This window comes from Weissella viridescens (genome assembly GCF_003862435.1).
Taxonomy (GTDB): Bacteria; Bacillota; Bacilli; order Lactobacillales; family Lactobacillaceae; genus Weissella; species Weissella viridescens_A.
In genome coordinates this window covers 142,849-166,691 of the sequence record NZ_RHGY01000002.1, presented here as the reverse complement: position 1 = coordinate 166,691, position 23,843 = coordinate 142,849, and the positions used below count along the sequence as shown (strand labels likewise).

General features: G+C 40.8%; 21 protein-coding genes. 5 read left to right on the top strand and 16 right to left on the bottom strand.

Annotated elements, in window-relative coordinates; all coding sequences use genetic code 11:
• Positions 1 to 24 precede the first annotated feature (24 nt).
• The 4 genes from D3P96_RS03415 to D3P96_RS03400 all read right to left on the bottom strand — a co-directional run bounded on the left by D3P96_RS03415 (position 25) and on the right by D3P96_RS03400 (position 5,634).
• Positions 25 to 774, bottom strand: coding sequence for a DnaD domain protein (locus tag D3P96_RS03415; protein ID WP_244919053.1), 750 nt, complete (start codon positions 772 to 774; stop codon positions 25 to 27).
• Between the two features lie 75 nt (positions 775 to 849).
• Positions 850 to 2,145, bottom strand: coding sequence for an asparagine--tRNA ligase (gene asnS, locus D3P96_RS03410; protein ID WP_124942996.1), 1,296 nt, complete (start codon positions 2,143 to 2,145; stop codon positions 850 to 852).
• 27 nt (positions 2,146 to 2,172) lie between these two features.
• A complete protein-coding gene (locus tag D3P96_RS03405; RefSeq protein ID WP_124942995.1) occupies positions 2,173 to 2,685 on the bottom strand; it encodes a DUF5590 domain-containing protein in 513 nt (170 codons plus the stop codon).
• 96 nt (positions 2,686 to 2,781) lie between these two features.
• Positions 2,782 to 5,634 carry a helicase C-terminal domain-containing protein gene (locus D3P96_RS03400; protein ID WP_124942994.1) on the bottom strand — a complete coding sequence of 951 codons (2,853 nt, stop codon included), beginning with the start codon at positions 5,632 to 5,634 and terminating at the stop codon, positions 2,782 to 2,784.
• 215 nt (positions 5,635 to 5,849) lie between these two features.
• Between D3P96_RS03400 and mvk the strand changes: the two genes are divergently transcribed.
• The 5 genes from mvk (at position 5,850) to D3P96_RS03375 (ending at position 10,620) form a co-directional block, all read left to right on the top strand.
• Positions 5,850 to 6,785 (top strand): mevalonate kinase, encoded by a 936-nt coding sequence (mvk, locus tag D3P96_RS03395; RefSeq protein ID WP_124942993.1) that lies wholly within the window; start codon positions 5,850 to 5,852, stop codon positions 6,783 to 6,785.
• A gap of 9 nt (positions 6,786 to 6,794) precedes the next feature.
• Positions 6,795 to 7,781, top strand: a complete 987-nt coding sequence (mvaD, locus tag D3P96_RS03390; protein ID WP_124942992.1) for a diphosphomevalonate decarboxylase — start codon at positions 6,795 to 6,797, stop codon at positions 7,779 to 7,781.
• Positions 7,778 to 8,851: a phosphomevalonate kinase gene (locus D3P96_RS03385; protein WP_124942991.1), complete on the top strand. Its 1,074-nt coding sequence runs from the start codon at positions 7,778 to 7,780 to the stop codon at positions 8,849 to 8,851. The genes mvaD and D3P96_RS03385 overlap by 4 nt, the downstream gene beginning before the upstream one ends.
• A gap of 8 nt (positions 8,852 to 8,859) precedes the next feature.
• Positions 8,860 to 9,897: a type 2 isopentenyl-diphosphate Delta-isomerase gene (fni, locus tag D3P96_RS03380; protein WP_124942990.1), complete on the top strand. Its 1,038-nt coding sequence runs from the start codon at positions 8,860 to 8,862 to the stop codon at positions 9,895 to 9,897.
• Positions 9,898 to 10,065: 168 nt separating this feature from the next.
• Positions 10,066 to 10,620: a TetR/AcrR family transcriptional regulator gene (locus tag D3P96_RS03375; RefSeq protein ID WP_124942989.1), complete on the top strand. Its 555-nt coding sequence runs from the start codon at positions 10,066 to 10,068 to the stop codon at positions 10,618 to 10,620.
• 38 nt (positions 10,621 to 10,658) lie between these two features.
• Here D3P96_RS03375 and D3P96_RS03370 read toward each other — a convergent pair whose 3' ends face one another.
• The 12 genes from D3P96_RS03370 to mutM form a co-directional block, all read right to left on the bottom strand.
• The gene (locus D3P96_RS03370; protein ID WP_124942988.1) at positions 10,659 to 10,994 is read right to left on the bottom strand and encodes a thioredoxin family protein; all 336 of its coding nucleotides are present in this window, start codon (positions 10,992 to 10,994) and stop codon (positions 10,659 to 10,661) included.
• Positions 10,995 to 11,094: 100 nt separating this feature from the next.
• Entirely contained in the window at positions 11,095 to 12,084 is a 990-nt protein-coding gene (gene yidC, locus D3P96_RS03365; RefSeq protein ID WP_124942987.1) for a membrane protein insertase YidC, read from the bottom strand.
• A 134-nt stretch (positions 12,085 to 12,218) separates the two neighbouring features.
• Positions 12,219 to 13,703: a glutamate/gamma-aminobutyrate family transporter YjeM gene (gene yjeM, locus D3P96_RS03360; RefSeq protein ID WP_124942986.1), complete on the bottom strand. Its 1,485-nt coding sequence runs from the start codon at positions 13,701 to 13,703 to the stop codon at positions 12,219 to 12,221.
• Between the two features lie 137 nt (positions 13,704 to 13,840).
• Positions 13,841 to 14,845: a nucleoid-associated protein gene (locus tag D3P96_RS03355; protein ID WP_124942985.1), complete on the bottom strand. Its 1,005-nt coding sequence runs from the start codon at positions 14,843 to 14,845 to the stop codon at positions 13,841 to 13,843.
• Positions 14,846 to 14,931: 86 nt separating this feature from the next.
• The gene (locus D3P96_RS03350) at positions 14,932 to 16,410 is read right to left on the bottom strand and encodes a HAMP domain-containing sensor histidine kinase (protein ID WP_124942984.1); all 1,479 of its coding nucleotides are present in this window, start codon (positions 16,408 to 16,410) and stop codon (positions 14,932 to 14,934) included.
• A gap of 18 nt (positions 16,411 to 16,428) precedes the next feature.
• Complete coding sequence (locus D3P96_RS03345) at positions 16,429 to 17,118, bottom strand: response regulator transcription factor (RefSeq protein WP_057743563.1); 690 nt, start codon at positions 17,116 to 17,118, stop codon at positions 16,429 to 16,431.
• A 140-nt stretch (positions 17,119 to 17,258) separates the two neighbouring features.
• Complete coding sequence (locus D3P96_RS03340; RefSeq protein WP_124942983.1) at positions 17,259 to 18,014, bottom strand: YibE/F family protein; 756 nt, start codon at positions 18,012 to 18,014, stop codon at positions 17,259 to 17,261.
• On the bottom strand, positions 18,011 to 19,126 hold the full coding sequence (locus D3P96_RS03335; protein WP_124942982.1) for a YibE/F family protein: 1,116 nt from the start codon (positions 19,124 to 19,126) through the stop codon (positions 18,011 to 18,013). The genes D3P96_RS03340 and D3P96_RS03335 overlap by 4 nt, the downstream gene beginning before the upstream one ends.
• Positions 19,126 to 20,076 carry a primosomal protein DnaI gene (gene dnaI / locus D3P96_RS03330; protein ID WP_124942981.1) on the bottom strand — a complete coding sequence of 317 codons (951 nt, stop codon included), beginning with the start codon at positions 20,074 to 20,076 and terminating at the stop codon, positions 19,126 to 19,128. Before dnaI ends, D3P96_RS03335 begins: the two co-directional genes overlap by 1 nt.
• Positions 20,073 to 21,434: a DnaD domain protein gene (locus D3P96_RS03325; protein ID WP_124942980.1), complete on the bottom strand. Its 1,362-nt coding sequence runs from the start codon at positions 21,432 to 21,434 to the stop codon at positions 20,073 to 20,075. The genes dnaI and D3P96_RS03325 overlap by 4 nt, the downstream gene beginning before the upstream one ends.
• Positions 21,435 to 21,437: 3 nt before the next feature.
• Positions 21,438 to 22,052 (bottom strand): dephospho-CoA kinase, encoded by a 615-nt coding sequence (gene coaE / locus D3P96_RS03320; protein WP_124942979.1) that lies wholly within the window; start codon positions 22,050 to 22,052, stop codon positions 21,438 to 21,440.
• A gap of 2 nt (positions 22,053 to 22,054) precedes the next feature.
• The gene (gene mutM, locus D3P96_RS03315; protein WP_124942978.1) at positions 22,055 to 22,888 is read right to left on the bottom strand and encodes a bifunctional DNA-formamidopyrimidine glycosylase/DNA-(apurinic or apyrimidinic site) lyase; all 834 of its coding nucleotides are present in this window, start codon (positions 22,886 to 22,888) and stop codon (positions 22,055 to 22,057) included.
• Positions 22,889 to 23,843 lie beyond the last annotated feature (955 nt).

Below are 23,843 nucleotides of genomic sequence, written 5' to 3'. Positions count from 1 at the left end.
TATCTGGGACTTTTTAATTTGTGTCTAAAGATTGTTTAAATCTATATTCATAATATCAATATCAGTATTCACTTGTGGCATTTCATCGGTATTAGCCTGCTTATATTGTTGGCGATTCTTACGTTCGCCATAGATATCATTAAGTGAATGGTAGTTCTTTTTTTGCCATGCGACTAAAATGGTTTCAATGTAGCGTAAGCTCAGTGCTTGGTTCATAACGGCTTCTTGCAGCGCAGCTTTAATAAAGTCAGGTCGGAAATGATCAATGTCAAACCAATCTTTAACCGTGCTCAGTTCCATACTACTCAATGGACGGCCAAATTCTTGTTCAATCATGTTAAAAATATCGCTACGCGTTGGTTGATCATTATTGTTAGCCGTTTCCGCAACAACGGCACCACCACTCGCGACCCGTTCGCCCGCTGTCGTGGAAGTGTAGTTACCATTACTTTGCATGATTTTATCGTACAATGGTGAAAAATCAATACTGGTTGCAACACGACCTTGTTCATCATGTTGAGAGACCAGATTAGCAAAACCTTTAGTGTGCATGTGTTCGATGAGCTCATTAATTTTTTCAGTCGACCACCCTAGTTGCTTCGCCAATTTACTTGTGTTGATGTCATGGTCGTGTTCGATTTGGCTCTTTAATTGGAGATAAAGTAAGAATTCGTCGTTACTCATCCCTAATTGTTGGTAGTGGGTCAAGATATAGGTGCTGACTGAAACGTCTCCCATGGCTAAGAAACGTGTTTGAAATGAATTATTCGACAAAATTAACCGCCTCCAAATTTTTGGTTTTAAAAAGCAGATGTTATGCACATCTGCTTTTTTTAATGGTTGAATTGTTTATGGCTTCAAGCGATTCATTGTACGTGGGAATGGAATTGCCTCACGAATATGCTCTTCACCGGTTACCCAAGTAACCATACGTTCTAGACCAAGACCGAATCCAGAATGTGGTACGGCACCATACTTACGTAAATCAAGGTACCATTGATAATCATCAACATTGAGTCCCATATCCTTGATACGTTCTTCAAGATAATCATAATCGGTATCACGCTCTGAACCACCAATGATTTCACCGTAACCTTCTGGTGCTAGCAAATCAGCAGAAATAACGATATCGTCACGTTCTTCGTCACGCTTCATGTAGAAGGCTTTAATTTCCTTAGGGAAGTTAGTGATGAAAACAGGCTTGTTGAAGTGGTTTGCCAAGAAGGTTTCTTCAGGTGAACCAAAATCAACACCCCATTCAACGTCAAAATCATTTTCCTTAAGCAATGTAATGGCATCATCATATGAAATACGTGGGTATGGTAGTTGTGTGTAGCTCTTTAACAAGTCTTTATCACGACCTAAGAGATCCAATTCGTATTGGTTACGATCAAGGACAGCTTGAATCAAGTAAGCAATGTAACGTTCTTGCACTTCAAGTGATTCATCTTGGTGCATCCAAGCCATTTCAGGCTCGATCATCCAGAATTCAGTCAAGTGACGACGTGTCTTAGACTTTTCAGCTCGGAAAGTTGGACCAAAAGTAAATACCTTACCGAAGGCCATTGCACCAGCTTCAGCATATAATTGTCCAGTTTGTGACAAGTAAGCATCAGTATCAAAGTATTCTGTATGGAAAAGTTCCGTTGTTCCCTCAGGCGCTGAACTTGTTAGTAATGGTGAATCAATCTTAATGAACCCTTCCTTATTGAAGAATTCATAAGTTGCAGCAATCAACGTATTACGAATACGAAGCACAGCAAATGGTTGGATGTGACGGAGATAAAGGTGACGGTGATCCATCAAGAAATCAGTTCCGTGTTCCTTAGGTGTGATTGGGTAACCTTCTGATTCCCCAACAACTGTCACGTCTTCAACGTCCATTTCATAACCAAAGTCAGAACGGTCATCTTGACGAATTGTTCCAACTAAGTACATGCTCGTTTCTTGCGTTAGCGCCTTCACCTTGGCGAAGATATCTTCCCCAACGGCTTCTTTGGCAACAACACCTTGGAAGAAACCAGTACCATCACGTAGTTGCAAGAATTGCATTTTGTTTGAGCCACGCTTATTACGCAACCAAGCGCCTAAACGTACCTTCTGTCCAACAAAATGTGGTGCATCCTCAATGCGAATCGTTTCCATAACTGTAGCTCCTTGTAAAAAGTATTTTTAGAAGTTTTGAACGGAACGCAAAACCTTACCGTTCTTAAATTGATATGTCATAAAATTCAAATTATCACGTTTATCGATAAAGGTAACATCCCAAGCAGGCACTCCTTCATAGGTTGCTAAGCCGAGTGATGTAATCTTTTTAACCGGATAATTATTTTTGACAGTTTGTTGAATATCTTTAGCACTTAATCCATCTGCCATTTTAACAGTGGTTAATTTATTAGAACCCTTACGATTGATAACACCGACCGCCTGATTATCTTTATTTTTACCAGTCACTGAATAATACGTATGTGAACGGGCAACACGATAAAAATGATCGACATGTTCAATTTTTTGGGCTTTTTGTGCCTTGTGCGTGATTTGTGACTTAGCTTCAGCCATTGGATGATTAACAGCCATAAAGTAGCTGACAACCAAGATGATAATCACAAGAACCACTGCAATAATTGTATAGCGACGACGGCGTTGTTGACGTCGTCGTCGTTGAGGTGCCATACGCATCTCCATAATAAGCCCCTCCTATTGATCATACATTTGGTATGACTCATCTTATCCTACTTTATCAAAAAAAGGTCCGAGATTAAAGTGTTTCCCAAGAGAATTTTAGTCGGAATGTTGTGTTAGATCGTCGTGCTGCTTGAAAAATTGAGCAAGTTCAGAACCAATGGATTGGCTTGACCGTTCAATTTGTGGCATCGTTTTCGGTAACATGTTGCGGAGCGTCTTTCCATACGGCTTTTCAAGCATCCGAACATCCAGCATGACCACAGCACCGTAATCCGTTGGTGTTCGAATGAGACGACCAACACCTTGGCGTAGTCGCAAGACTGCCTTTGGTAAAGTGCTTTGATAGAATGGTTGGCGGCCTTGGGCTCTTAAGAAAGCTTCCTCAGCTTTTTGTGGAATAGAATTGGGTTGATCAAATGGTAACCGGGTGATAATGACCAAGCGTAGTTGCTCTGCCGGTAAATCAATCCCTTCCCAGAAACTATTAGCCCCTAAGGTGACGACACCTTGTTCATTTTGCATCCGTTTGAGAATTCGACCACGTGAACCAGTGATACCCTGAGCCAGAATGGTTAGTTGGTTTTTGCTAGCCACATTCATTTTCTGAAGTTGCTGATACACTTGTTGGAGCGTCTCTAACGAGTTAAATAAAATCAATGTATTTTCATGTACCTGACTTAAAATATCAGCGATTGTGCGGCTAAGATAGTCGACATAAGCAGCATCAGTTGGACTGACCCCGTCATTCGCTAAAATAAATTCACTTTGCTTTGCATAATCAAAGACATCATTAAAGGTGTGAACTTCTGCCGACGCTCGATTAATATTCAAACGATCGTAAAGATAGTTTGACTTGTTTGATGTAAACAAAGTCGCACCAATCAAAGTGACTGGCATAAAGTGTGGGTAGACCCGGGTTTTAAAGTAATCAACCGTGTGTAATAAGCCCCCACTCAACTTTAGATGTTGCCCTTCTTGATCGAGATTTTGCGTTAACCAAAAGACGCTCGCTTCTGGGAATTCAACCAAATCCTGTTGGAAGACCGTTAAACTATTTTCAGAATTTGCAATCAGATTTAAGCAACGACGAAAATCAGCAATTGTTTGGCGTTCATCAATTGAAAAGACGTGCTTTAGCTGACTGAATTCATCAAGAAAATCATTTAAGCTGGTTTGTAAGTCAGTAATTCCTTGGTGAATTTTTTGGACCCGTCCAGCTTGTTCCACCCAGAATTGTGCTAATTCATGTAAATCAATCGGAAAATCGTGGACGCCTGTTCCTAGAACTTCTTTTTGATTTAACAAAAAACGACGATATAGCTTAGTCTCAAGTTGTGGAATTTCTGCTTGTAGTTGATGAATACTCTCCAGAAAACGATTTTTTAATTTACGACCACCAGGGATACGAGTCAAAATGGTTTGAATATTACTGTTGGTTGAACGATTAAATAAGAATTCAGCTTCATTCACATCTTCAAACCAACGATTGAAGTTCAATTGACGGCGACTTTGTTGTACGACGGCATCAGGTAGATGTTGTGGTTCATCAATAACCAAATATGCAGCATCATTTTTAGGCCCAAGCTTATGCGCATAACTCGCAAGATAAGCATGATTGACCACTAAGAATTGTGATTCTTGAGCAATAATATGTTGACGCTCGCTAAATTCATGCCCATAAAAAGCAGAACCAGTTGGATTATTGGCTGGTTGTGACAACTTATTCATAAACTCAGTCTGTGGGTTGATTAAATTAAGTTCATCAAAATCACCCGTTAACGTTTCAGTTAACCAGACTAAAATCTGGGCCTTAATAAATTGTAACGCGGCTGATCCCTCATCCACATTTAGTGAACGCTTGAAACTTTGCAGGTTTAAATAGTGTGTTTGTCCCTTCAAACTGACAGCGCGGACTTCAAAAGGCAAAATCGCATTTAATTGTTGATTAATCACTTGAACGACTTGATTTTGCAAAGTAATCGTTGGAACTGATACAACGACTTGCTTATGGTTTTTTTGTGCCAAGTAAGCATATGGCAATGTGTACCCCAGTGTTTTCCCCATCCCAGTGGGGGCTTCAATGACGAGCGAATCTTCCCCAGGCTCACTTTGACTTAAATCTTGATCAGCTTGGTCATAATGGTGATCAACAAAGTTCATTAACTTGGCTTGCTCATCGCGATAAGTGAGTGAATCTCCAAATAATTGCTTTTTTTGATTTGGTTTAGCGGGATAAGACACGTTTTGATCATCAACCAACGGAGCAGGTGCAGAAAAACGGCGAATCGCTAAACCATCAATGACTTGTAAGTTATGTGCCAAAGGTTGTGGCTTTTCTCGATTAAGCCGTAAGGCATCAATTAAAACTTGCTTACTTTGGCGTGGTAAAACTAAAGGTAAATTTGTCAGTGCTTGAAGAGTGACCATCGGCAAACTTTGCGCACGATTTAAAATACTGATGAAGAGTTCTGCTGTTGTGGCCGCATCACTATCAGCTTGATGTGGGTGTTCATGTAAAATGCCTAGATACTTGGCAATATCAACAAGCCGATAGCCAGGCGCTGTTGGCCATAAAAGCTGGCTCAAAGGCACTGTATCTATGGCATCAGAGTTCAGTGGCGTAATCCCCAATCGTGAAAATTCAACATTCAAAAACGGTAAATCAAAATTTACATTGTGGGCCACAAAAATAGTGCCTTGCAACATGGCATGAATCGTTTGGGCAACTTCCTCAAAGTATGGCGCATGTTTAACCATGCCATTGGTAATGCCTGTTAGTTGCGTGATGTGACGCGGAATATTGGTTCCTGGGTTAATCATCGTCGAGAACTGATTAATAATTGTTTTGTTTTGTACAAATGCAATCGCAATTTGTATGATATGCCCATCATCTTGTGATGTTTTGGTTGTCTCTAGATCAACAACAGCATATATGTCTTTTTTTTGCATCTTTCGATCACAACCTTGTCTAATTTCTTACCTTATTATAACATGTTTGCTTTTGATTTTGAGAATCGGCCCGCGGATATGTCAAAACTCAACTGACTTTTGACATGCTAAGGTTGATTTATGGCATATTCAATTCATTTTTGTTAGAATTTACAAGTATGAATTATTTTACCTATGGAAATAAAATATAAATTARGTAGATTGGTGGTTTTAATATGGAAAGTCAAAGTACTGGAACCAGTCACGCCAAAGTGATTCTAATTGGAGATCACTCGGTCGTATATGGCCAACCAGCAATCGCTGTGCCCCTTCCTGATCTGCCGATGACCGCTAAGTTAAGTAGTCGTCAGGCCGGTCAAATGGTAATTACGCCAAATTATCAGGGCCCAATGGATGAAATGGGCGAAGTTTATGAAGGGATTCGTCAACTCCTTACCCGTCTGTTACGTCATTTTGATGCATCAGATATGCCATTTTTATTAGAAATTACATCTTCAATCCCTCAAGAACGAGGGATGGGCTCATCAGCAGCTTCTGCTATTGCAATTATTCGTGCATTTTTTAATTACTTTGATGCCCCTCTTTCACGAGCTGAATTGCAACAATGGGCTAATATTGAAGAAGCCGTTACGCACGGTTCACCTTCTGGATTAGACGCTGCAACCTGCGCCAGCGATGTGCCAGTGTGGTTCATTAAAAAAGAAACCACACAGACACTCGAGATGACCTTAGAAGGTTATTTAATTATTGCCGATACTGGTGTTCGCGGTCAGACAGGCTTAGCTGTTTCTGTCGTTCGTGAACAATTTGAAACAAATCCAAAGCAAACAAATTCACATATTTCAGCTTTAGGAAAAATTGCTGAAAATATTCGTGATGGCCTAAAACATGGCGATACGGCTGCGATTGGACATGCAATGAACGATGCACAGCAGCATTTACAGGATCTGGGTGTCTCTCACCCTAGTTTGGACCGTTTAGTCACAGCAGCCAATCAAGCTGGTGCACTCGGGGCCAAGTTAACTGGTGGTGGCGTCGGCGGTGCCATGCTCGCATTAACGGATACGAAAGAACATGCTGATAACGTTATTAAGGCACTCGAAACAGCTGGTGCACAAGAAGTTTGGATGCAACATTATACACGGAGGTAAGTCGCGTTTATGCAAGCATATACGGCCAGAGCGCATACAAATATTGCGCTGCTTAAATATTGGGGAAAAGCAAATCCACAAGAAATTATTCCGACCACGACCTCAATTTCTCTCACGCTCGACGAATTTTATACGGATACGACAGTGCAATTTGATACAGCTTTAACTGAAGATCAAGTGATTTTAAATGGAGAAACCTTAACAGGTAAGTCTAGTGAAAAGGTATCAAAATTTTTAGATATTGTGCGATCAATGGCAAATATCTCAACCCGGGCTTATGTGAAATCAACTAACCACGTACCTACTGCTGCTGGCCTGGCGTCTTCTGCTTCTGCATTTGCAGCGCTTGCTGGTGCGGCTAGCCGTGCGGCCGGACTCGAACTTTCTCTTGAGGAATTGAGTCGCTTAGCCCGTCGTGGTTCCGGCTCTGCTTCCCGTTCAATTTATGGTGGGTTTGTCGAATGGGTGCGTGGTGTTGATGACCAAACCTCTTTTGCCACACCATTAGTTGAAGATGTTGACTGGGATATTCAGTTGTTAACAGTTGTGGTTAATGACCAGCCTAAAAAGATTGATTCACGTGGTGGAATGCAACATACTATGGCAACCTCGCCTTTTTACCAAGCATGGGTTGATAATACGAATGCTTTAACAGTGCCAATGGAAAATGCAATTGCAAACCATGATTTTACGCAACTGGGCCAGATGGCTGAGGCGAATGCTTTACAAATGCATGCAACGAATACGACAGCGTGTCCGCCATTTAATTATTTAACGGATGCATCATGGACCGTTATCCAGATGGCGGCGCAGTTACGTCAGGAAGGTATTGACGTTTATGCCACGATGGATGCTGGACCAAATGTGAAATTGATTTCAAAAGCTGCGGATACTGACCAAATCCAAGCGCGTCTGCGACAGTTGATGCCTGATGTCACAACTGTTGTGGCGACACCTGGACCTGGCCTACAGATTGTTGAAGGAGAACAGATATGATCACGCAGGTAAAGGCACCCGGTAAGTTATACTTAGCCGGAGAATATGCCATTACACTACCGGGCCAAGCCAGCATTATTTTTGCTGTAAACCGATATATGACAGTAATCATCGCTGATGTTGATGAAACAAAGCCAGTAATAACAATCGATAGTGATAAATTAGGCCAAAAACTGATTCACTTAGATCAACTTGATCAGCAAACTTTGGATGATACTTGGAACCTAACCACTAAAACATTGCAAGTGATGTCATTGTGGCTGGCAGAGCATCAGCAGACTCTGACGAGTCTATCTATTAAATTAGCAAGTGATTTAGACCAAGACGGCAAGAAAATTGGTTTGGGCTCATCGGCTGCGACTGTCGTGGCTTTGATTAAAGGCATCGCCCACCACTATCAACTGTCTCTATCACGGCTTGAATTATTTAAACTGAGCGCAATTACGCTGAGCTCCTTAGACAGTTTTAAAGCCGGATCTATGGGTGATGTTGCGGCCGCAAGTTTTGAGAGTCTTATTTTTTATAGTCGATTTGATAATCAGTGGCTTGAAACTGAATTATCAAAGTCAAACTGTCAGCTATCAGCGCTCATTGCGACCGACTGGCCAAAACTAGATATTCACGATATTGCGTTTCCATCAAATTGGCGACTTGTTGTTGGCTGGACGGGACAACCAGCTGATACGCAGCAATTATTGACGATTAATGCAAAAGTAGCCCGGATTTATAAAGAACGTTTGGGGTCTAAAACGACGCCATTAATCAAGCGCTTAGAAAAAAATATTCAACAGGCTGATTACATTTCTTTCCGAACGAATTTACGTCTAAACCAACAAGCACTGGTTAAGTTTGCTGATTTTATGCACATTAACTATGTGACACCGAAACTACGCGAATTGTTAAGTTCAGCATATCGCCGTGGTATTGCAGCTAAGATTTCAGGAGCAGGTAACGGAGATAATGGTTTAGCAATTGTTCAAAATGAGGCGACTGAAATGGCATTAAAGAAGGCATGGCAAGCACGTGACATTATTCCCTTGCAACTCGAAATTGCGACCCCAGAAACTTAGGAGGCTTTATGACAGAATCAGGACAAGCCCATCGTAAGAATGAACATTTGGCACTGGCTGAATCAAACTTTCGACGGACCCCACCCACTTCTTCTTTGGAAGATGTGCGACTTATTCATCGTCCTTTGCCTGAAATTGGGATTTCAGATGTTGATCTAACGGTTCAAAATCCTGATTTCAATTGGCAATATCCCTTCTATATTGAAGCGATGACTGGTGGTAGTGAAAAAACAGGCGAAATTAACCAACAGCTTGCGCTAGCTGCACGTACAACTGGCATTGCGATGGCTGTTGGTTCAGAGAGTATTGCCATTAAAGAGCCAGCTCAAGCTGCAAGTTTTCAAATTGCTCGCGAAGTGAATCCAGATGGCTTTTTGATGGCGAATATCGGTGCAGGTCATTCTGCTGAAAACGCCCAAAAAGCGATTGACTTAATCCACGCGGATGCTTTGGAAGTCCACATCAATGCAGCCCAAGAAACAGTAATGCCGGAAGGTGACGATGCTTTTTACTGGAAAGATAATATTAAAGCCATTGTTGAGCAGGTGAATGTGCCCGTAATCGTAAAAGAAGTCGGCTTTGGGATGGATGCGCAAAGCATTAATGAGCTTTCTGCCCTGGGTGTGCAATACGTGAATATTGGTGGTCGTTCAGGAACGAACTTTGCTCAAATTGAAGATCGTCGAAATCGTGAAACGCCGGATCAATATGCCTTTTTATATGACTGGGGTCAAACGACCGCGGAATCACTTTTGGAAGCGCAACGTGCACAAGATGGCGTGACTATATTTGCCACTGGCGGGATTCAATCACCACTCGACATTTTAAAAGCACAGGTTATGGGTGCGCAAACAGTTGGTGTTGCGGGGCATTTTCTCCATACCTTATTAACGACTGATGTTGATGGTTTGATTGCTGAAATTACCCGTTGGCAAAAACAGTTAACGGAATTGTACGCATTAGTCGGTGCCAAAAATGTGACGGATTTAGCACAAGTCCCCTACATTTTGTCACCAGAACTAAAAAATTATAATGATCAACGCTAAAAAAAGCGCTAGCCAAAATTGGTTAGCGCTTTTTAATATCTAATGACTTCGTAAAATCTTTTATAAAAAAGCTTTAATAATTATTGAGAAATCACAACGAAAAGTAAATTTTATTGAGGTTTGTTCGCTGGCCCCCTATTCTTTGTTGAATTTCGATAAGATGGGCGTATGAGAAATGCAGTAACTGAAAGTATTCGTCAACAAACAGACGAACAAATTATTGATGCGACGTTAACTTTGTTGCAAGGCCAATCCTATGACCAACTGGCGGTGACCGAAATAACCCGCGAGGCAGGCGTGTCACGGATGGCTTTCTATCGCCACTTTGGTACAAAGGAAGCAGTTATCGATACAATCGTGAATCAATTGAACAGTGAATTTAAAGTGGATGTTGAACATCTCCCCCTAACCAGTGAAGCCATTGACGAAGCCTTTTTTGGATTTATTAAGTCAAATGGTATGATTATTGCTGTCCTTTTGAATGCTGGATTGCGTGAACAATTTTATCCACCCCTTCGCGATATCTTGCAAGAGCTTTACGTTGCCCTTTATAGTCAAGACCGTGTGGCTGTGAATAAGCCAGTGCAATCGATTGATTATGTGGCAGACTTTACAGCGTCTGGGATGCTTGCCCTTGCCATTCGTTGGATTGCAACTGGTATGCATGAATCAGTTGCTGAAATGTCAAAATTAGCACAACAAATGACCGAAGCAAATCGCTAAAAAAGACGCTACCTTGTGACTAAGGGTAGCGCCTTTTTTTATACATTTTCTTTAATCCAATTGGCAACATCAGCAGGATTTAAACGCTGACCATTTCCAAAATGACTCACTTGTTTACCATCTTTGAAGAGTACAAAGACAGGGATGCCACGAAGACCATTTTCATCGGCAACCGCAATATTTTCATCGCGATCGGCATCAATCCAAGTTGCCCCAGCTTCTTCAACAAGGTCTTTATACTGTTGTACAAAAGGCTTAATGGCTTTACAATCACCACACCAAGATGTTTGTAAGAAGAGCACCAATTCTTTGTTTGAAGCAATGGCCTCGCGAATTTCAGCATCCGAATGCTGTTTTGGTTCGTAAAAATCCATAATTTTGTCCTCCGTATCTAATTAATATCTACATTATACAGCCTTACATAAAATAAGTAAAACAAAAGGAAGCCCCATCAACGCTGGAGCTTCCTTTATTTTATGATTTAGATGAATCATCGTCGTCTTCCTTCGGCTTAGCATGCTTTTTAGCATTTCGTGCGCGATTTTCAGCACGTAATTCAGCTTCAGTTTTCTTCGGTGTTTCCGATTCAATCTCAGCGTCTGCTTGCGCTTGTTGTGCTTGTTGCGCACTTTGAAGGGCTTTAGCAAAACGGTTTGTTGGTTCGGGTGCAGGTGCCAAATTACCGGCTAACGCATCATCAGCAACGTCTTTGACATCGAATGTTTGGCCAATATGGCGACGAATACGTGGACGCCACATCGTAATGATTAATTGCTGGAAGATCATGACAATTGCTCCAACACTAAAGTAAAGTGCGACTCCACCGTTGGTAAACCAAGTTGTGAACAACATCATTAAAGGCATCATGAACATCATTGAGCGCATGGTTTTCTTTTGATCTTCAGGAATACCAATTGTAGAAAGATATGATTGTAAGAAGTATAAGGCTGCGGTAAATACAGCTAGTAAGGGACTCTTATCTGTCAAAGAAATCCCATAGAAACTAGCGCCAACCAAGTCTTTAGAATGCTGGATCGCTGAATATAGACCAGTGAAAACAGGCATTTGAATCAACATGATTGAGAAGTTAATGCCGCCAAACATAGACACACCGTTCTCACGATAAACGGCCATCATAGCTTGCGAAGCACGCATTTGTTCGTCTTGCGTCTTGGCATTCTTTTGGGCTTCTTGAATTTTTGTTAGTTGTGGTTGAAGCAAGCGCATTTTTTCTTGTTGTACAGTTGCTGCATGCTGTTGTTGCACCATGAATGGCATAAGAATGAGTCGCACAAACAAAGTCAACATCACAATTGACCAACCAACCGCATTAGGTCCACCGATGGCATGTTGCGCCCACTCCATAAAGGACGTCAATGGCCCTTGCAAAATATTAATATTACCAGTTACTAATAATCCTAAAAGTAAGATCACAAGAATTGGTGTTAAATGTTTAATTTTCATTTGAAGCTATTTCCTCACGAGTTTTATATTTTAACTCACCTATTATATCACACCAACATTACTTGTAAATAAAACGCCCCTAGCAAAAAGACCATCACCCCTACGTACGAGGGACAATGATCTTTTGTTTGAAATTAAAGCTTACCGTATTTGCGTTCAGCGTGACTATATAGGAGCCAAGCTAAGAAAGCAAAGAAGATTGGTCCAACAATTGTCCAGAACGCATTCGCGTAATCACCAGTTGTGATCAATGGAATGATGGTCATAACCATTGATGTAATGATCAAGACCTCGACAATAATTGTAGCAAACCATGTCATCCGCTTTGACTTAAAGAACACAAACGGATGGTTAACATTAGTTAATTTCTTGAAAATTGGGAAAGCAGCCACCAAGAAGACATATGGCAAAGTTGAAGAAACATTTCCCATGTTTGTCAAAATTTGGTAAAGCTCAGCAGCATTGCTACCACCAAATGAGATTCCAAGAATAAATAAGATAACTAGGCCAGCTTGCAACCAAACGGCAACCGTTGGAACACCTGCTTTGTTCAAACGAATGACTGGCTTAGGCCAAACTTCCTTAGGCGAACCAAGAATGAATGATTTAAGTGGTGAGTACGTAAGCACAAAGAATGAACCAAGATAAGCCATGAACATTGAAAGTCCAGCAAATCGGGCAAACCAGGCTCCAAGGGTCAATGACGCAGTATGTGAAAAGCCAATAGATGAACCAAATTCAACCCCAAGGTTATTCATCAAGATGTATGTCACGTTTCCAAGATTGGCATTTGACATGTGTGACAAATGCAACCAGTTCGTTGTGACACCCCAGAATAGAATTGACAACGCATACCCGAAAGCAATCACGATGGTTGCAATGAAGACCGCCTTAGGATATGTTTTTTCAGCATCATCGATATCTTCCATCATACCACCAAGTTGTTCCATTCCTGCATAGGCAAAGACCGCATACAAGGCAAATGAAATCAATTGCATTGGTGATTGAAAGGCTGGATTTTGTGGCACAATGAATGACTTGGCAACGATTGGTTCAGCAAATTGTCCATGATGTGCAATCAAGACAATAATTGATGCAAGAATCAAAATGACATTCATGGCCATGACGAAGATTCCACCGATTGATGAAATCTTTGAGATAGATTGCACACCACGTGTTACGAAGAATGCAACGACCACAACAAAGGCGATGGCTAATAGACCAACGGTCTTCGTACTTGAAAGTCCGAAAATCGACCAGCTTTGTGTCATATCATGACCAGCGAAGATGGTTGAAAATGGAATCCAAACCTTTTGGGCGACAGAAATCATCCAAACAACCCAGGCGGCTAGCCCAACGAAAGTTGCGATAAACGCAGTCTTTTTACCGAGGGCCCCTTCCATCCATGTGTAAATACCACCCTTGGAATCCTTATAAGCGGAACCAAATTCAGCATACATCATTGAGGTTGGTAGAAAGAAGAATAGTGCACCCAGCACATACCAGATAATGGCTGCGTAACCAGTTTGCATATACGCAACTGGCCCGTTAGCAAAACCAAAAATCGTTGAAAAGATCATCAACACCAGGGCTGATAAACCAATCTTCTTTTTATTCATTTTTTTGCTCCAATCCAAATATAATTACATAAATATACAGGGGTTAATTTTACACTGTTCTGATTTATGAAACAATTAAAAGGATAAACCCTTCATGAAGGGTTTATCCTTTTGTCATAATCTAACCTATTCTTAACTTAGGAATTGAATTTATTCATAATTGCACCAATATCTTTGAGCAAAAGTGTTTGGGTACCATCAGGATTATTGACGAATTCAACTTTTGACTTGTCTTGATAAATATCAATTGGAATCGTGATTTCGATTCCAGAATCTAGTTTGAATCGTTGCACTTGATATTTCTTTTCATATTTGGCAGCGTTTGGAATGTCGATTGATTCATCTAATGACTGTTCTTTGGTGATTTCTTGGTATGCCGTTTGTGCTGACATATTTCCGGCAAAAACAGCATCACCAATATCTGAAACTTTAATGGCTCCTTCATTTTCTTGGAGGTTTTTAAAGATGGCATTTTGAGTTGTTGATAGTGCCTCATGTTCAGGAACATCAAATTTGTCGGCAACGTGTTTCACCGCATTTTTAATGGTCTTGATATTATCTTTGGCTGAGGTTTCAGGATCAATCTCAAGGAAGTTTTGAGAAAAATAATTCACACGATGGCCATCGATTAAGTATTGTTTCTCAACTAATTGGAAACTACCATTCATCAAATTAATGATAATGCCTTCTTGGGCAGTCTGGGTAGGATCCGGTAAGATTGAGCGGTTGAGGACAAGTTTATTCACGAGGTCGTCCCCTTCGTAGTCAATCGTATGTGTGTAGTGTGGAACGAGATTGAGTTTCAACATCGCAAAATAATCATCTGTTCCATTAGCATACTCAACACATAGCAAATCGCCAGCGGGAACGTTTTCTGCTGGTGCGACGATACTGAAAAGCTTATCAGCTAAAGCAGTTGTCTTTTCGACAAAATTATCAGGGTTATCATCACTGATGATTTTTGCAATGTAATCGGCATCATTCAATTGGCCAGGCTTGTAGTCGCCACTTTCAAACTTGGTTAAAATCCCCTCGAGGTACTCATGGATTTGAATGTTAGAGATATCCATTTCACTTTGTGAAGCAATTAAATTTCCGGCATCTTTATCTAAAATGTGTAAAATCGCATGTTTAATAATCATAAGGTGGTACTTCTTTCTTTAAGTGAATATAAAAACGATGTTGAAATGGTGGTATCCAATCATTTCAACATCGTCTTCATCATGTTTCATTCGTCTGTATCTTCTTGGATTGGTAAAGTGACACGGAAAATGGTTCCTTGACCCAGGGCGGATTCAAGCGCAATTGTTCCGCCATAACCTTCAACCAACTTTTGGGCAATACTCAAGCCCAAACCATTCCCACCTTGCTTACGGGAACGCGCCTTATCAACGCGATAAAAGCGGTCGAAAACGTGTTGTGCATCTTCTGAACTAATTCCCTCACCAAAGTCTTGGATGGCAACTTCAAGGTTTGATCCAGATTTCGAGGCTGAGAAATGAATTTCTTTGCGATCTTGACTATACTTCACGCTATTATCAGTCAGAATAATCAAAATTTGTTCAAAGTGATCACGGCTCATGTTAAGCCAAGTGGCACTTTTCAAAGTATCGTCTAAAACAAATTTGAAATCCGGGTAAATCAATTCATAATTGTGGTACACGCTGTTAATGACTTCCTTTGCGTCAGTATGCCCCTCTTTAAAGGTCAATTCAACTTGGTCGGCCCGCGTTAAATCAAGCATTTCTTGGACAAGACCTTGCATACGTTGCATTTCCTTGAGCGATGCCTGAATTGACTCGTCCAAAATTTTAGGATCATCCTTACCCCAACGATTTAGAAGTTCCATGTGGCCCTTCACAATTGCCACAGGCGTCCTCAATTCGTGTGAAACGTCTTCAACGAAACGTTGTTGCTGTGTGATGAAACGTTGCATGCGGTCAAGCATGTTATTCAAAACATCAGCTAACTCTGAAAGTTCATCAGGGTGACGCGTCTCAACCTTAACACGTTCGGGCAAATTGGGATCCTTTTGAATCCGGTCGGCAACCTTTGTCATATCTTGAATTGGCAAAAGGAAATAACCTGATAACCAATATGTCCAAAGTCCAAGAAGCATCAGCCCAAGGATGATAGATACAACAATGATTGAAAAGACTTGCGTAAAAGTCTTATGGTATGATCCCAGTTGATTTTCAACTACTAAATAACCAATTGAATGACCGTCGCGATTAACCAAAGGTTGTCGACCAATCATTTGTCTTGAATGACTGACTTTCTCAAGTGAGATGGTCGATTTCTTAACTGGCTTGTAAGTGACCTTAGTTGGCTTTTCTGGGTAGACTTGCTTACCATGATTGTTATAAATAATTAAATCATAGTCCGCACGGGCAATTTCATGAATCACCGGATCATTTACGACAGTGTTGAAGTCGGCTTGATTTGGACGAAGCACATTGTCAATATCACTTGAGTTTAATTGACGATCAGACTCGCGCTCAAGACGGCGTGCCACCGTTGTCATTGAGCGATTAACATCTTCACTTTCGGTGTTGAGCATTCGGTTTGAGAATGCCTGAACTAAAAACCAGGCAAAGACAACAAACACCAAAAAAACACCGACAAGTGAGCCAATGGTCCATTTCCATTTCAACGAAATGGGCTTTAGGGTTGGTGTTTTTTGATTTTTGGATGATGTATTATCCATGTTGTTTCTCCCAACCCACTATTGGCGCATGACATACCCAGTTCCGCGAACTGTTTGGATGTATGAGGCGCGTGAATCAGGTTGGTCAATCTTATTACGGAGATAACGAATATACACGTCAACAACGTTTGTTTCGATATCGGCGTCATAACCCCATACCTTCTTCAAAAGTTCTTCACGAGATTGTACGACATTAATGTTTTCCATCAAGATAAGCAATAATTCATACTCACGCTTCGTTAAATTGATAATTTCATTACCACGACGTGCGATGCGATTTTCTTTTTCAACTGTAAGATCACGGTAACGAACCACACTTTGATGTGAGCTGTGTTCTTCAGTTTCAATATTAATACGACGCAAAAGTGAACGAACACGCGCAAGCAATTCTTCAATAGCAAATGGCTTCACGACATAGTCATCAGCACCGTAATCAAGTCCTGAAACACGATCAATGACTGAATCACGGGCAGTCATCATAATAATTGGTGTGTTTTTCACTTCGCGTAAACGACGGGCAACTTCGAGCCCACTTAATTCAGGCAACATCAAATCCAAAAGGATTAAGTCATAGTCGTTATTCATGGCTTCGTCTAATCCGTCGCGACCATTGTCAGCAACATGGGTTTCGTAACCTTCATGCTGCAATTCTAGTTCAACAAAACGTGCCAAATTTTCTTCGTCTTCAACGATAAGGATATTACTCATATGTGCGTACCTATCTTTCTTCTAATTTAAAAGGCGATCTTTTTTGATCAGTAATTTCTAATTTTTAATATAAATAAATGGTAACACAGTTTTCTCATTTTTCCTATTGAAAACCTGTGTTTTCGGCTTTTTTGTAAAAATTAATGGACATGCTTCCGGTTTTGATAATAGAACAGCAAAATGGTAAACGGTAAAACCAAGACGACACCAAGGACCGAGTAAAGCAAAGATAGCATTGACGCAGTAAATAGTTTTGTATTGATAATCTCTGCAAAGCTGTAATTTAAGCGCGTAAACAATAATGACAGACTTAAGAAATCGGCCAAATAGCCAAATAGAACTGTATTTACCGCCGTTCCAACTATCTCCTGCCCTAAATTTTGACCCGCTTTTGCAAGTGTTGGTAAATCAATGGTCGTTTGATCAGCTTTTAATTCACTTAATCCGGCCGCAATAGCGACTGCAGCTTCAGCAATGGCCCCAAGTGTTGCCAATAGCGCTGCACAGATACCCAGAGTGGTAAATGGCACACTAATCCCGAGTGACAAGCCTTCCAGTTCCTCGCTGTTCTCGACGGAAAAGCCTCCAGACAGCGCCAAATGCTCAATCGGCACAATTAAGGCTAATAAAATGAGCATGACAATGAAGCTGACGGATAAGGCAAGGCTCGTTGCATCTTCATCAATCCCAGTACTAATGACGGTAATGGTCAAAATGATGCCCCCTCCGATTAAGAGGACCCAAAATGGATTAAAGGAAAAGCTGATTAAGGTGATGACAACAGCTAAGACTAGAAAATTAATCCACAAACTCACGAAGGCACCTAAGCCTCTGGCACCACCAATGATAATCATCAAGACAAATAAAATTAATGCTAACGCGATTGTGACATTCATTGTGTGTGGCCTCCCTGCTTAAGTGTCAAAAGTTTGAAGCAAAGTAATCCAATCGGCACGGTCAAAACAATTCCGATGGCACTGATGAGGGTTTGAATCATCCCAATTGATAAATTACTGATATAAGTGAACGACCAATTATTGCCATTTCTTAGGAAAAGAACGGCCATAGGTAATTGTTCGGCAATGAAGATTAAGAAAAGGACGTTATTAAGGGCACCAAAAATTTCACCCCCCATATTCCGTCCAGCTTTAATGAGTTCAGAATTTGAAATGTCAGGTCGTTCTCGTTTTAAAGAAAAAAGCGTAGCAGTCATATCCGTGGCTTCGTCCATCACTGCCCCTAAGACTCCAACTAAGGTCATCGCCATGAAAAGCGTCTCTGGATTTTCAGTTACAAATTCCATGTGCTCATAATAAACACCTTGATTGTGGAGCATGGAAAAAATGAACCCACTCAGACTCAAGGTCACAAGGCTCGTGGCGAGCACCGTTGAGATGATCACCCAAGTTTGTTTTGAGCGAAATCCCATTAACAAGCCAAGTGTTAGGATGGTCGTTAGGATTGAAAAGAATATAAATAGGACAAAGACATTACTGTGCGGGATTTGAATGTTAAGCCAAATAAAGAAGATAAATAAGCCAACGTTCATAAATAACGTGAGTAACATCAAGCGACCATGGCGTCCCGTTAGGATGAGCATGCTACCAAGCACGAAAACCGCGAACGGAATCCAAAGCGTATCATGGCGAGCATTCTTGATTGACCATTGTCCCCGACCATCATGCGTTAAGAAGAGCTGTTGCCCCTTTCGGACGGGTTCATTTAAGGCATAAGACGTGTCATACGTATTCGTAAAATGAGTTGTTTCATGGGCCTGCTTTGTATTTAAGAATGTAGCAGTGATATTTTGTGAATAGGTTTTGACATGATTGCCATATTGGTCCGACTCAGCTCCAGTTTTATGTGTGGTCACTTGGCTAACACGAACAAGTGGATCATGATATATTGCACCGTTGAAAGAAAAAAAGCATGCCACGCCAATAACTAGTACGAAAAGTGCTAGCCAAGCGTGCCATGTTTTTTTCAAATATGATTTTATAAATTGCATTACTGTACCCGCTTATTCTCACCCGACATCAACACTTCTTCTGATAAGAAGCGAATGCGTTGCATAATTCGCGCGGCCTTGATTGGTTCATTTCCATCTTTGGTCGACGTTAAATGTTCTTTTTCGAGTTGATTCATTGAAAAATTAGAAGTAAAGAATGTTGGTAACTCATTTTGCATGCGGTATTCCAAAATCACACCCAAAATATCGTCACGAATCCATGCTGTTAAGGATTCAGCCCCAATATCATCTAGTACCAAAATAGTTGCCTTTTGAAGCATTTCAAGACGCTTTTGGTTATTATTATTGTTTGAACTAATCCCATTTCGGAATTCAACGGCAAAACTTGGGAAGTGGACTAGGGTCACCGACACGTCATATTCGGCTAGTTCATTAGCCATAGCGCCCATTAGATGCGTTTTACCAACCCCGTACGGTCCATGGAGATAAAGCCCACGATGAAATTCATTTGGTTTTTCAAGGTATTCAGTGATGAAACTGATGACCTTAGTTACGGCTTTGCTTTGATCAGGGCTGACATCTGAAAAATCATCCATGGTTGCACGTGTCACTAGTTTCGGCATTTGAATGGCATGAACGAGATTCTCACGGGCTTGCTGTTTTTGGGCTTGAATCGTTGCCCGACTTGGCTGATATAAGACGGTAATTTGACCATCAATAAAATCTAAAACAGGTTCATAGCCACGGTGAACGGAATCATTGTCAGTCTTTTGCTTTTGTGTATAAAATTCATACAAATTAGCAAAGTCACGTTGCACAATTTCGCGAGTTAATTCATTAGAGTGTGCAGTAAAGAAGGCTTTAATATCGGGATCAGCAAACACCTTTTTTTGCATTTCAGCATAGCGAGCGTTTAAATGATTCTCTTGCATGCTTTTACGCATGGCTTGGCCGACATCAAGCGGTTGATTTAAATCTGATTCGGTCATGACTTACTATCCTCCTGTTTCCGTTTTGCACGTAATGCAGCCAATTGACGTGAAGCAGCGGCTTGTTCTTCAGCTGTGGCTGCTTCCACCTTTTGATTTTTCCAATCAGGTGGCGTCTCATTTTTAAGTGGCCGTTGTTGACGATAACGTGACTTAGTTGAAGTTTGCGCTTCAGCACGTTTCTTTTGACGGTCCTGTAGATATTTTATCGCACCCGTTGCATTTTGAATACCGGCTTGGCTCCAATCGTTGACAATTGTTTGCATCAAATTACGACTAATGGTTGATCGTCCTTCAACGACAGTAAGTTCATATAAAATCACATTAATGACTTCATTAGGTAAACGATTTAATTGCGCTGTATCTTGCAATACTTTCAATTCGCTATCTGTAATGAAACCACCTCGTGCTTGACGTAATGCTTTTAAATAAGCAACAGGTGCAGTGTTCTTGACCTGGTCAAGGAACACCTGAGCTGGATTTTTTGAAGGTGTTACAGTAGCGTTATCTGTAGTGTTATCTGTAGTGTTATCAGTTTCATTGATAGCAGTTGGCATAGAATCTGCTACCGGTTGGCGTTGGCTTGCCAAAGTTTGTTGTTTCAAGTTATTACGCAAGCGTTTCATATCAATTTGATGGTCAGCAGTGACACTTTGTTGAATTTGGCGGACGAGAGCCACGTCATCCAATCCATATAATTCTTTTTCAACTTGGAGTGCCGCTTCATTTGTCTTTAAGTCGCGAAGTGACACATTAAACGATTTAAGCATTTGTGACATTAAGTCCAAGTTGAGTGACTTATTAGCTGCTTTAATATCTTTTTGAACAGGCGCAAGTCGATCTGGTTTCGTTACAGGTGACTTCATTTGCTTAAACGAGTCAGCCCCGATTAGGTCAAAGAAAGAAGCTGTGACGTTTTTCCCAGGAACTTCTTTCTTTTCTGGTAAGGTATCGGCAACTAATTGGGTAAATGTTTCCTCGCCTAAGTAATGCGCTAACAAACTAGCTAGGGTGTCATCAGACAAGAATGCCCGAGTTGACATGGGCTCAAGCATTTCATAAACCCATTGTGTTTTCATGGTTAAGTCTTGCTGATAGGTCTTCATCAAACCAATTCCCTCAAGGCGACCACGTGCATCCAAAAATGAATGATGTGTTAAACCGGCTTGATCAAGGAGCTCAGTGTGGACAAAGGTTCGTTGGTCATCATGTGGATAGCAAGCTAGCGTCATGTACAACGTGAATGCTTCATGACCGATGATTGGCAAATAAACCTGTGTGAGCGCCTGAATGTCAGGTATCGTCAATGCAGTGTCACTAATGACGCGATATTGTTGTTGTAAAGAAAATTCTCCCATAGACTAGCTCCTTTCGACGATTGTTTGTTTAATTTGGTTAAGCATCTGATCAACCTGTTTGTATGTCTCTGTCTTGGAACCATTGTTTTGAATCACGTAATCTGCATTAGCTTTTTTTTCATCAAGTGGCATCTGAGCGGCTATACGCGCTTTTGCCTCTGTCTTAGATAAGCCATTGCGATGCATTAATCGTTCGAGCTGGATATGCTCAGTCGTGACGACCACGGCAATTGCGTCATAAGTTAACCGTTGTTCATTTTCAAAAAGTAATGGAATATCCAGCACAGCGATTGACGTACCGGCCCTTTCTAGCTCTTGCATCCGTGATTCGAACGTACTAAAAATGCGTGGATGCGTTAAATCATCTAGTTGTTGTCGAGCGTTGTCATCATTAAAAACAAGTGCGCCAAGTTTTTGACGATTCAGACTACCATCATCATTGATATATTCAGGTCCAAAAGTATCAGAAATGTCTGTCAAAATAGGCTGATTTGGTCCCATGATTTGGTGCGCAATGGCATCCGCATCTAAAACAGGCAGACCCTTTCGTTCTTTGAGATATTTTGAAACTGTTGATTTTCCTGTGGCGATGCCACCAGTTAGACCTAATCTAAACATGATTAATCCTTTTCAATTTGGCAATGTGGACAGAACGTTGTCCCCCGCTGTGCGACCTTAATCTTTTTCAAGGTTGTGCCACAACGTAAACAGGGTTCTCCTGCACGTCCATAAACTTCCAATTCATTTTGGAATTCTCCTGCTTCACCGAAGACATTCGTAAAACTATGAACGGTGGTTCCATGATGTTCGATTGAACGGGTCATTTCGTTAATAATATTTTCACGAAGTAATTTAATTTCATCATCGGTCAACGTGTCAGTGTGCGTTTTTGGATGTATCTTGCTCTGCCAAAGTGTTTCATCAGCATAAATATTGCCAATACCTGCAATGTGGCTTTGGTCCAATAAGAATGGTTTGATGCGTCCATGCGACTTATTAAAGATTTCTTTCATATACGCAAAGGTTAAATCCTTTTCCGTTGGTTCTGGACCTAGTGTTGAAAGCCCTGGCACATGGCCAAGTTCTGAATTTTTCACTAAGGTCATGCGACCAAACTTACGGGTATCACGATAGAGTAAATCAACTTTTTCATCAAGGTGGAAAGTTACCAAATCATGCTTACCTGGTTCAGTACCAGCAGGAACTGTGTAGTATGCACCTTCCATGCGGAGATGGGACACCATCGTCATGTCGCCAGATAGTCGGAATAATAGGTACTTACCACGCCGATCAACCGTTTCAATTTTACGCCCCGTTAATTCAGCATCGAATTCTTCTGGGGACATGTTTGAGACCGTTTTTGGCCAACGGACTTCAGTTCCTAGGATTGTATGACCTTTAACGAGCCGATTAAGACCTCGGCGGACAGTTTCAACTTCTGGTAGTTCGGGCATGTGGTGCTCCTTCCCTTGATGTGACAGTATTTGCGTTTCATAAGGCTAACTTTTGGGCTAACATTTTTATCAATTTACAATTGCTATCTGAACTTGTTCTTGTAACTTTTAATTATAGTCCATTTTCGGTTAAAGATAAATTAAAAAGCGCCTGGTTAAGGAACTATGTCATAAATGAATTTTTTTGGATACGATCACAGTCTTAAGACTGTTTGCTGTTATGAGAAAAATTTGAACATAATTTGGATTCAGTTATTTGTGTTTCTTCTAAAAGTGTTGCCAGTTACAATCATTCGTTCAATCTTTTAAGTGAACGGAGGTACTCCCGTACGTAATTATGGTATAAAAAAAGAACCGTTTTGGGACATATTCAGGTCCATATATGAAAAATAATTTAGTTTGTATTTTTCATCAACTAGTCTACTTGATATGCAAGACTATCAATAATGTCTTCCATCGGATATATCGGCGGAAGGGGGTTACCTTTTAAATCAAATCCAATTTCTGTAGATTTACTCTCGTATTCAATAAACCAGTCAACATAAGCAACCATATTAGTGAATGAAAGAACTACTTCGTTTGTATTATTGGAATGACTAGGCCTAGCACAAAAGCTAGGAGTATTAATGGTGTTCCCCACCTATCCTTTTTCATCTTCACCCTCCTTATTAAAGAACGAGTATTACAAAAAACTATTTTAATGGACTATGTTGAAATTAAATTATCCTTACAAACATAATATTCCTCATGTTTCGAAGGAATAAAGCAATGTGAATTAGAGTCCCCATACAAATCTTATTATACTGACAACGTATTGGCGTGGAAAGTAGCTTGAGTCCCTTTATATTATTTTGCAGGTATGATCACTCTGCCAAAAGATATTCATTTCGCACATTGTGAATAAGGAGCTTTGAATAGTATAAGCTATTCTCTATTTGTCCCCATCCCCACAAAC

Coding starts and splice junctions, on each gene's coding strand:
- D3P96_RS03350 (WP_124942984.1), bottom strand. CDS start 16,410: ATGGATAATACATCATCCAAAAATCAAAAAACACCAACCCTAAAGCCC.
- fni (WP_124942990.1), top strand. CDS start 8,860: ATGACAGAATCAGGACAAGCCCATCGTAAGAATGAACATTTGGCACTG.
- yjeM (WP_124942986.1), bottom strand. CDS start 13,703: ATGAATAAAAAGAAGATTGGTTTATCAGCCCTGGTGTTGATGATCTTT.
- D3P96_RS03340 (WP_124942983.1), bottom strand. CDS start 18,014: ATGAATGTCACAATCGCGTTAGCATTAATTTTATTTGTCTTGATGATT.
- dnaI (WP_124942981.1), bottom strand. CDS start 20,076: ATGACCGAATCAGATTTAAATCAACCGCTTGATGTCGGCCAAGCCATG.
- D3P96_RS03400 (WP_124942994.1), bottom strand. CDS start 5,634: ATGCAAAAAAAAGACATATATGCTGTTGTTGATCTAGAGACAACCAAA.
- D3P96_RS03335 (WP_124942982.1), bottom strand. CDS start 19,126: ATGCAATTTATAAAATCATATTTGAAAAAAACATGGCACGCTTGGCTA.
- asnS (WP_124942996.1), bottom strand. CDS start 2,145: ATGGAAACGATTCGCATTGAGGATGCACCACATTTTGTTGGACAGAAG.
- mvaD (WP_124942992.1), top strand. CDS start 6,795: ATGCAAGCATATACGGCCAGAGCGCATACAAATATTGCGCTGCTTAAA.
- D3P96_RS03385 (WP_124942991.1), top strand. CDS start 7,778: ATGATCACGCAGGTAAAGGCACCCGGTAAGTTATACTTAGCCGGAGAA.
- yidC (WP_124942987.1), bottom strand. CDS start 12,084: ATGAAAATTAAACATTTAACACCAATTCTTGTGATCTTACTTTTAGGA.
- mvk (WP_124942993.1), top strand. CDS start 5,850: ATGGAAAGTCAAAGTACTGGAACCAGTCACGCCAAAGTGATTCTAATT.
- D3P96_RS03345 (WP_057743563.1), bottom strand. CDS start 17,118: ATGAGTAATATCCTTATCGTTGAAGACGAAGAAAATTTGGCACGTTTT.
- D3P96_RS03405 (WP_124942995.1), bottom strand. CDS start 2,685: ATGGAGATGCGTATGGCACCTCAACGACGACGACGTCAACAACGCCGT.
- D3P96_RS03370 (WP_124942988.1), bottom strand. CDS start 10,994: ATGGATTTTTACGAACCAAAACAGCATTCGGATGCTGAAATTCGCGAG.
- D3P96_RS03355 (WP_124942985.1), bottom strand. CDS start 14,845: ATGATTATTAAACATGCGATTTTACACATTTTAGATAAAGATGCCGGA.
- coaE (WP_124942979.1), bottom strand. CDS start 22,052: ATGTTTAGATTAGGTCTAACTGGTGGCATCGCCACAGGAAAATCAACA.
- D3P96_RS03325 (WP_124942980.1), bottom strand. CDS start 21,434: ATGGGAGAATTTTCTTTACAACAACAATATCGCGTCATTAGTGACACT.
- D3P96_RS03375 (WP_124942989.1), top strand. CDS start 10,066: ATGAGAAATGCAGTAACTGAAAGTATTCGTCAACAAACAGACGAACAA.
- mutM (WP_124942978.1), bottom strand. CDS start 22,888: ATGCCCGAACTACCAGAAGTTGAAACTGTCCGCCGAGGTCTTAATCGG.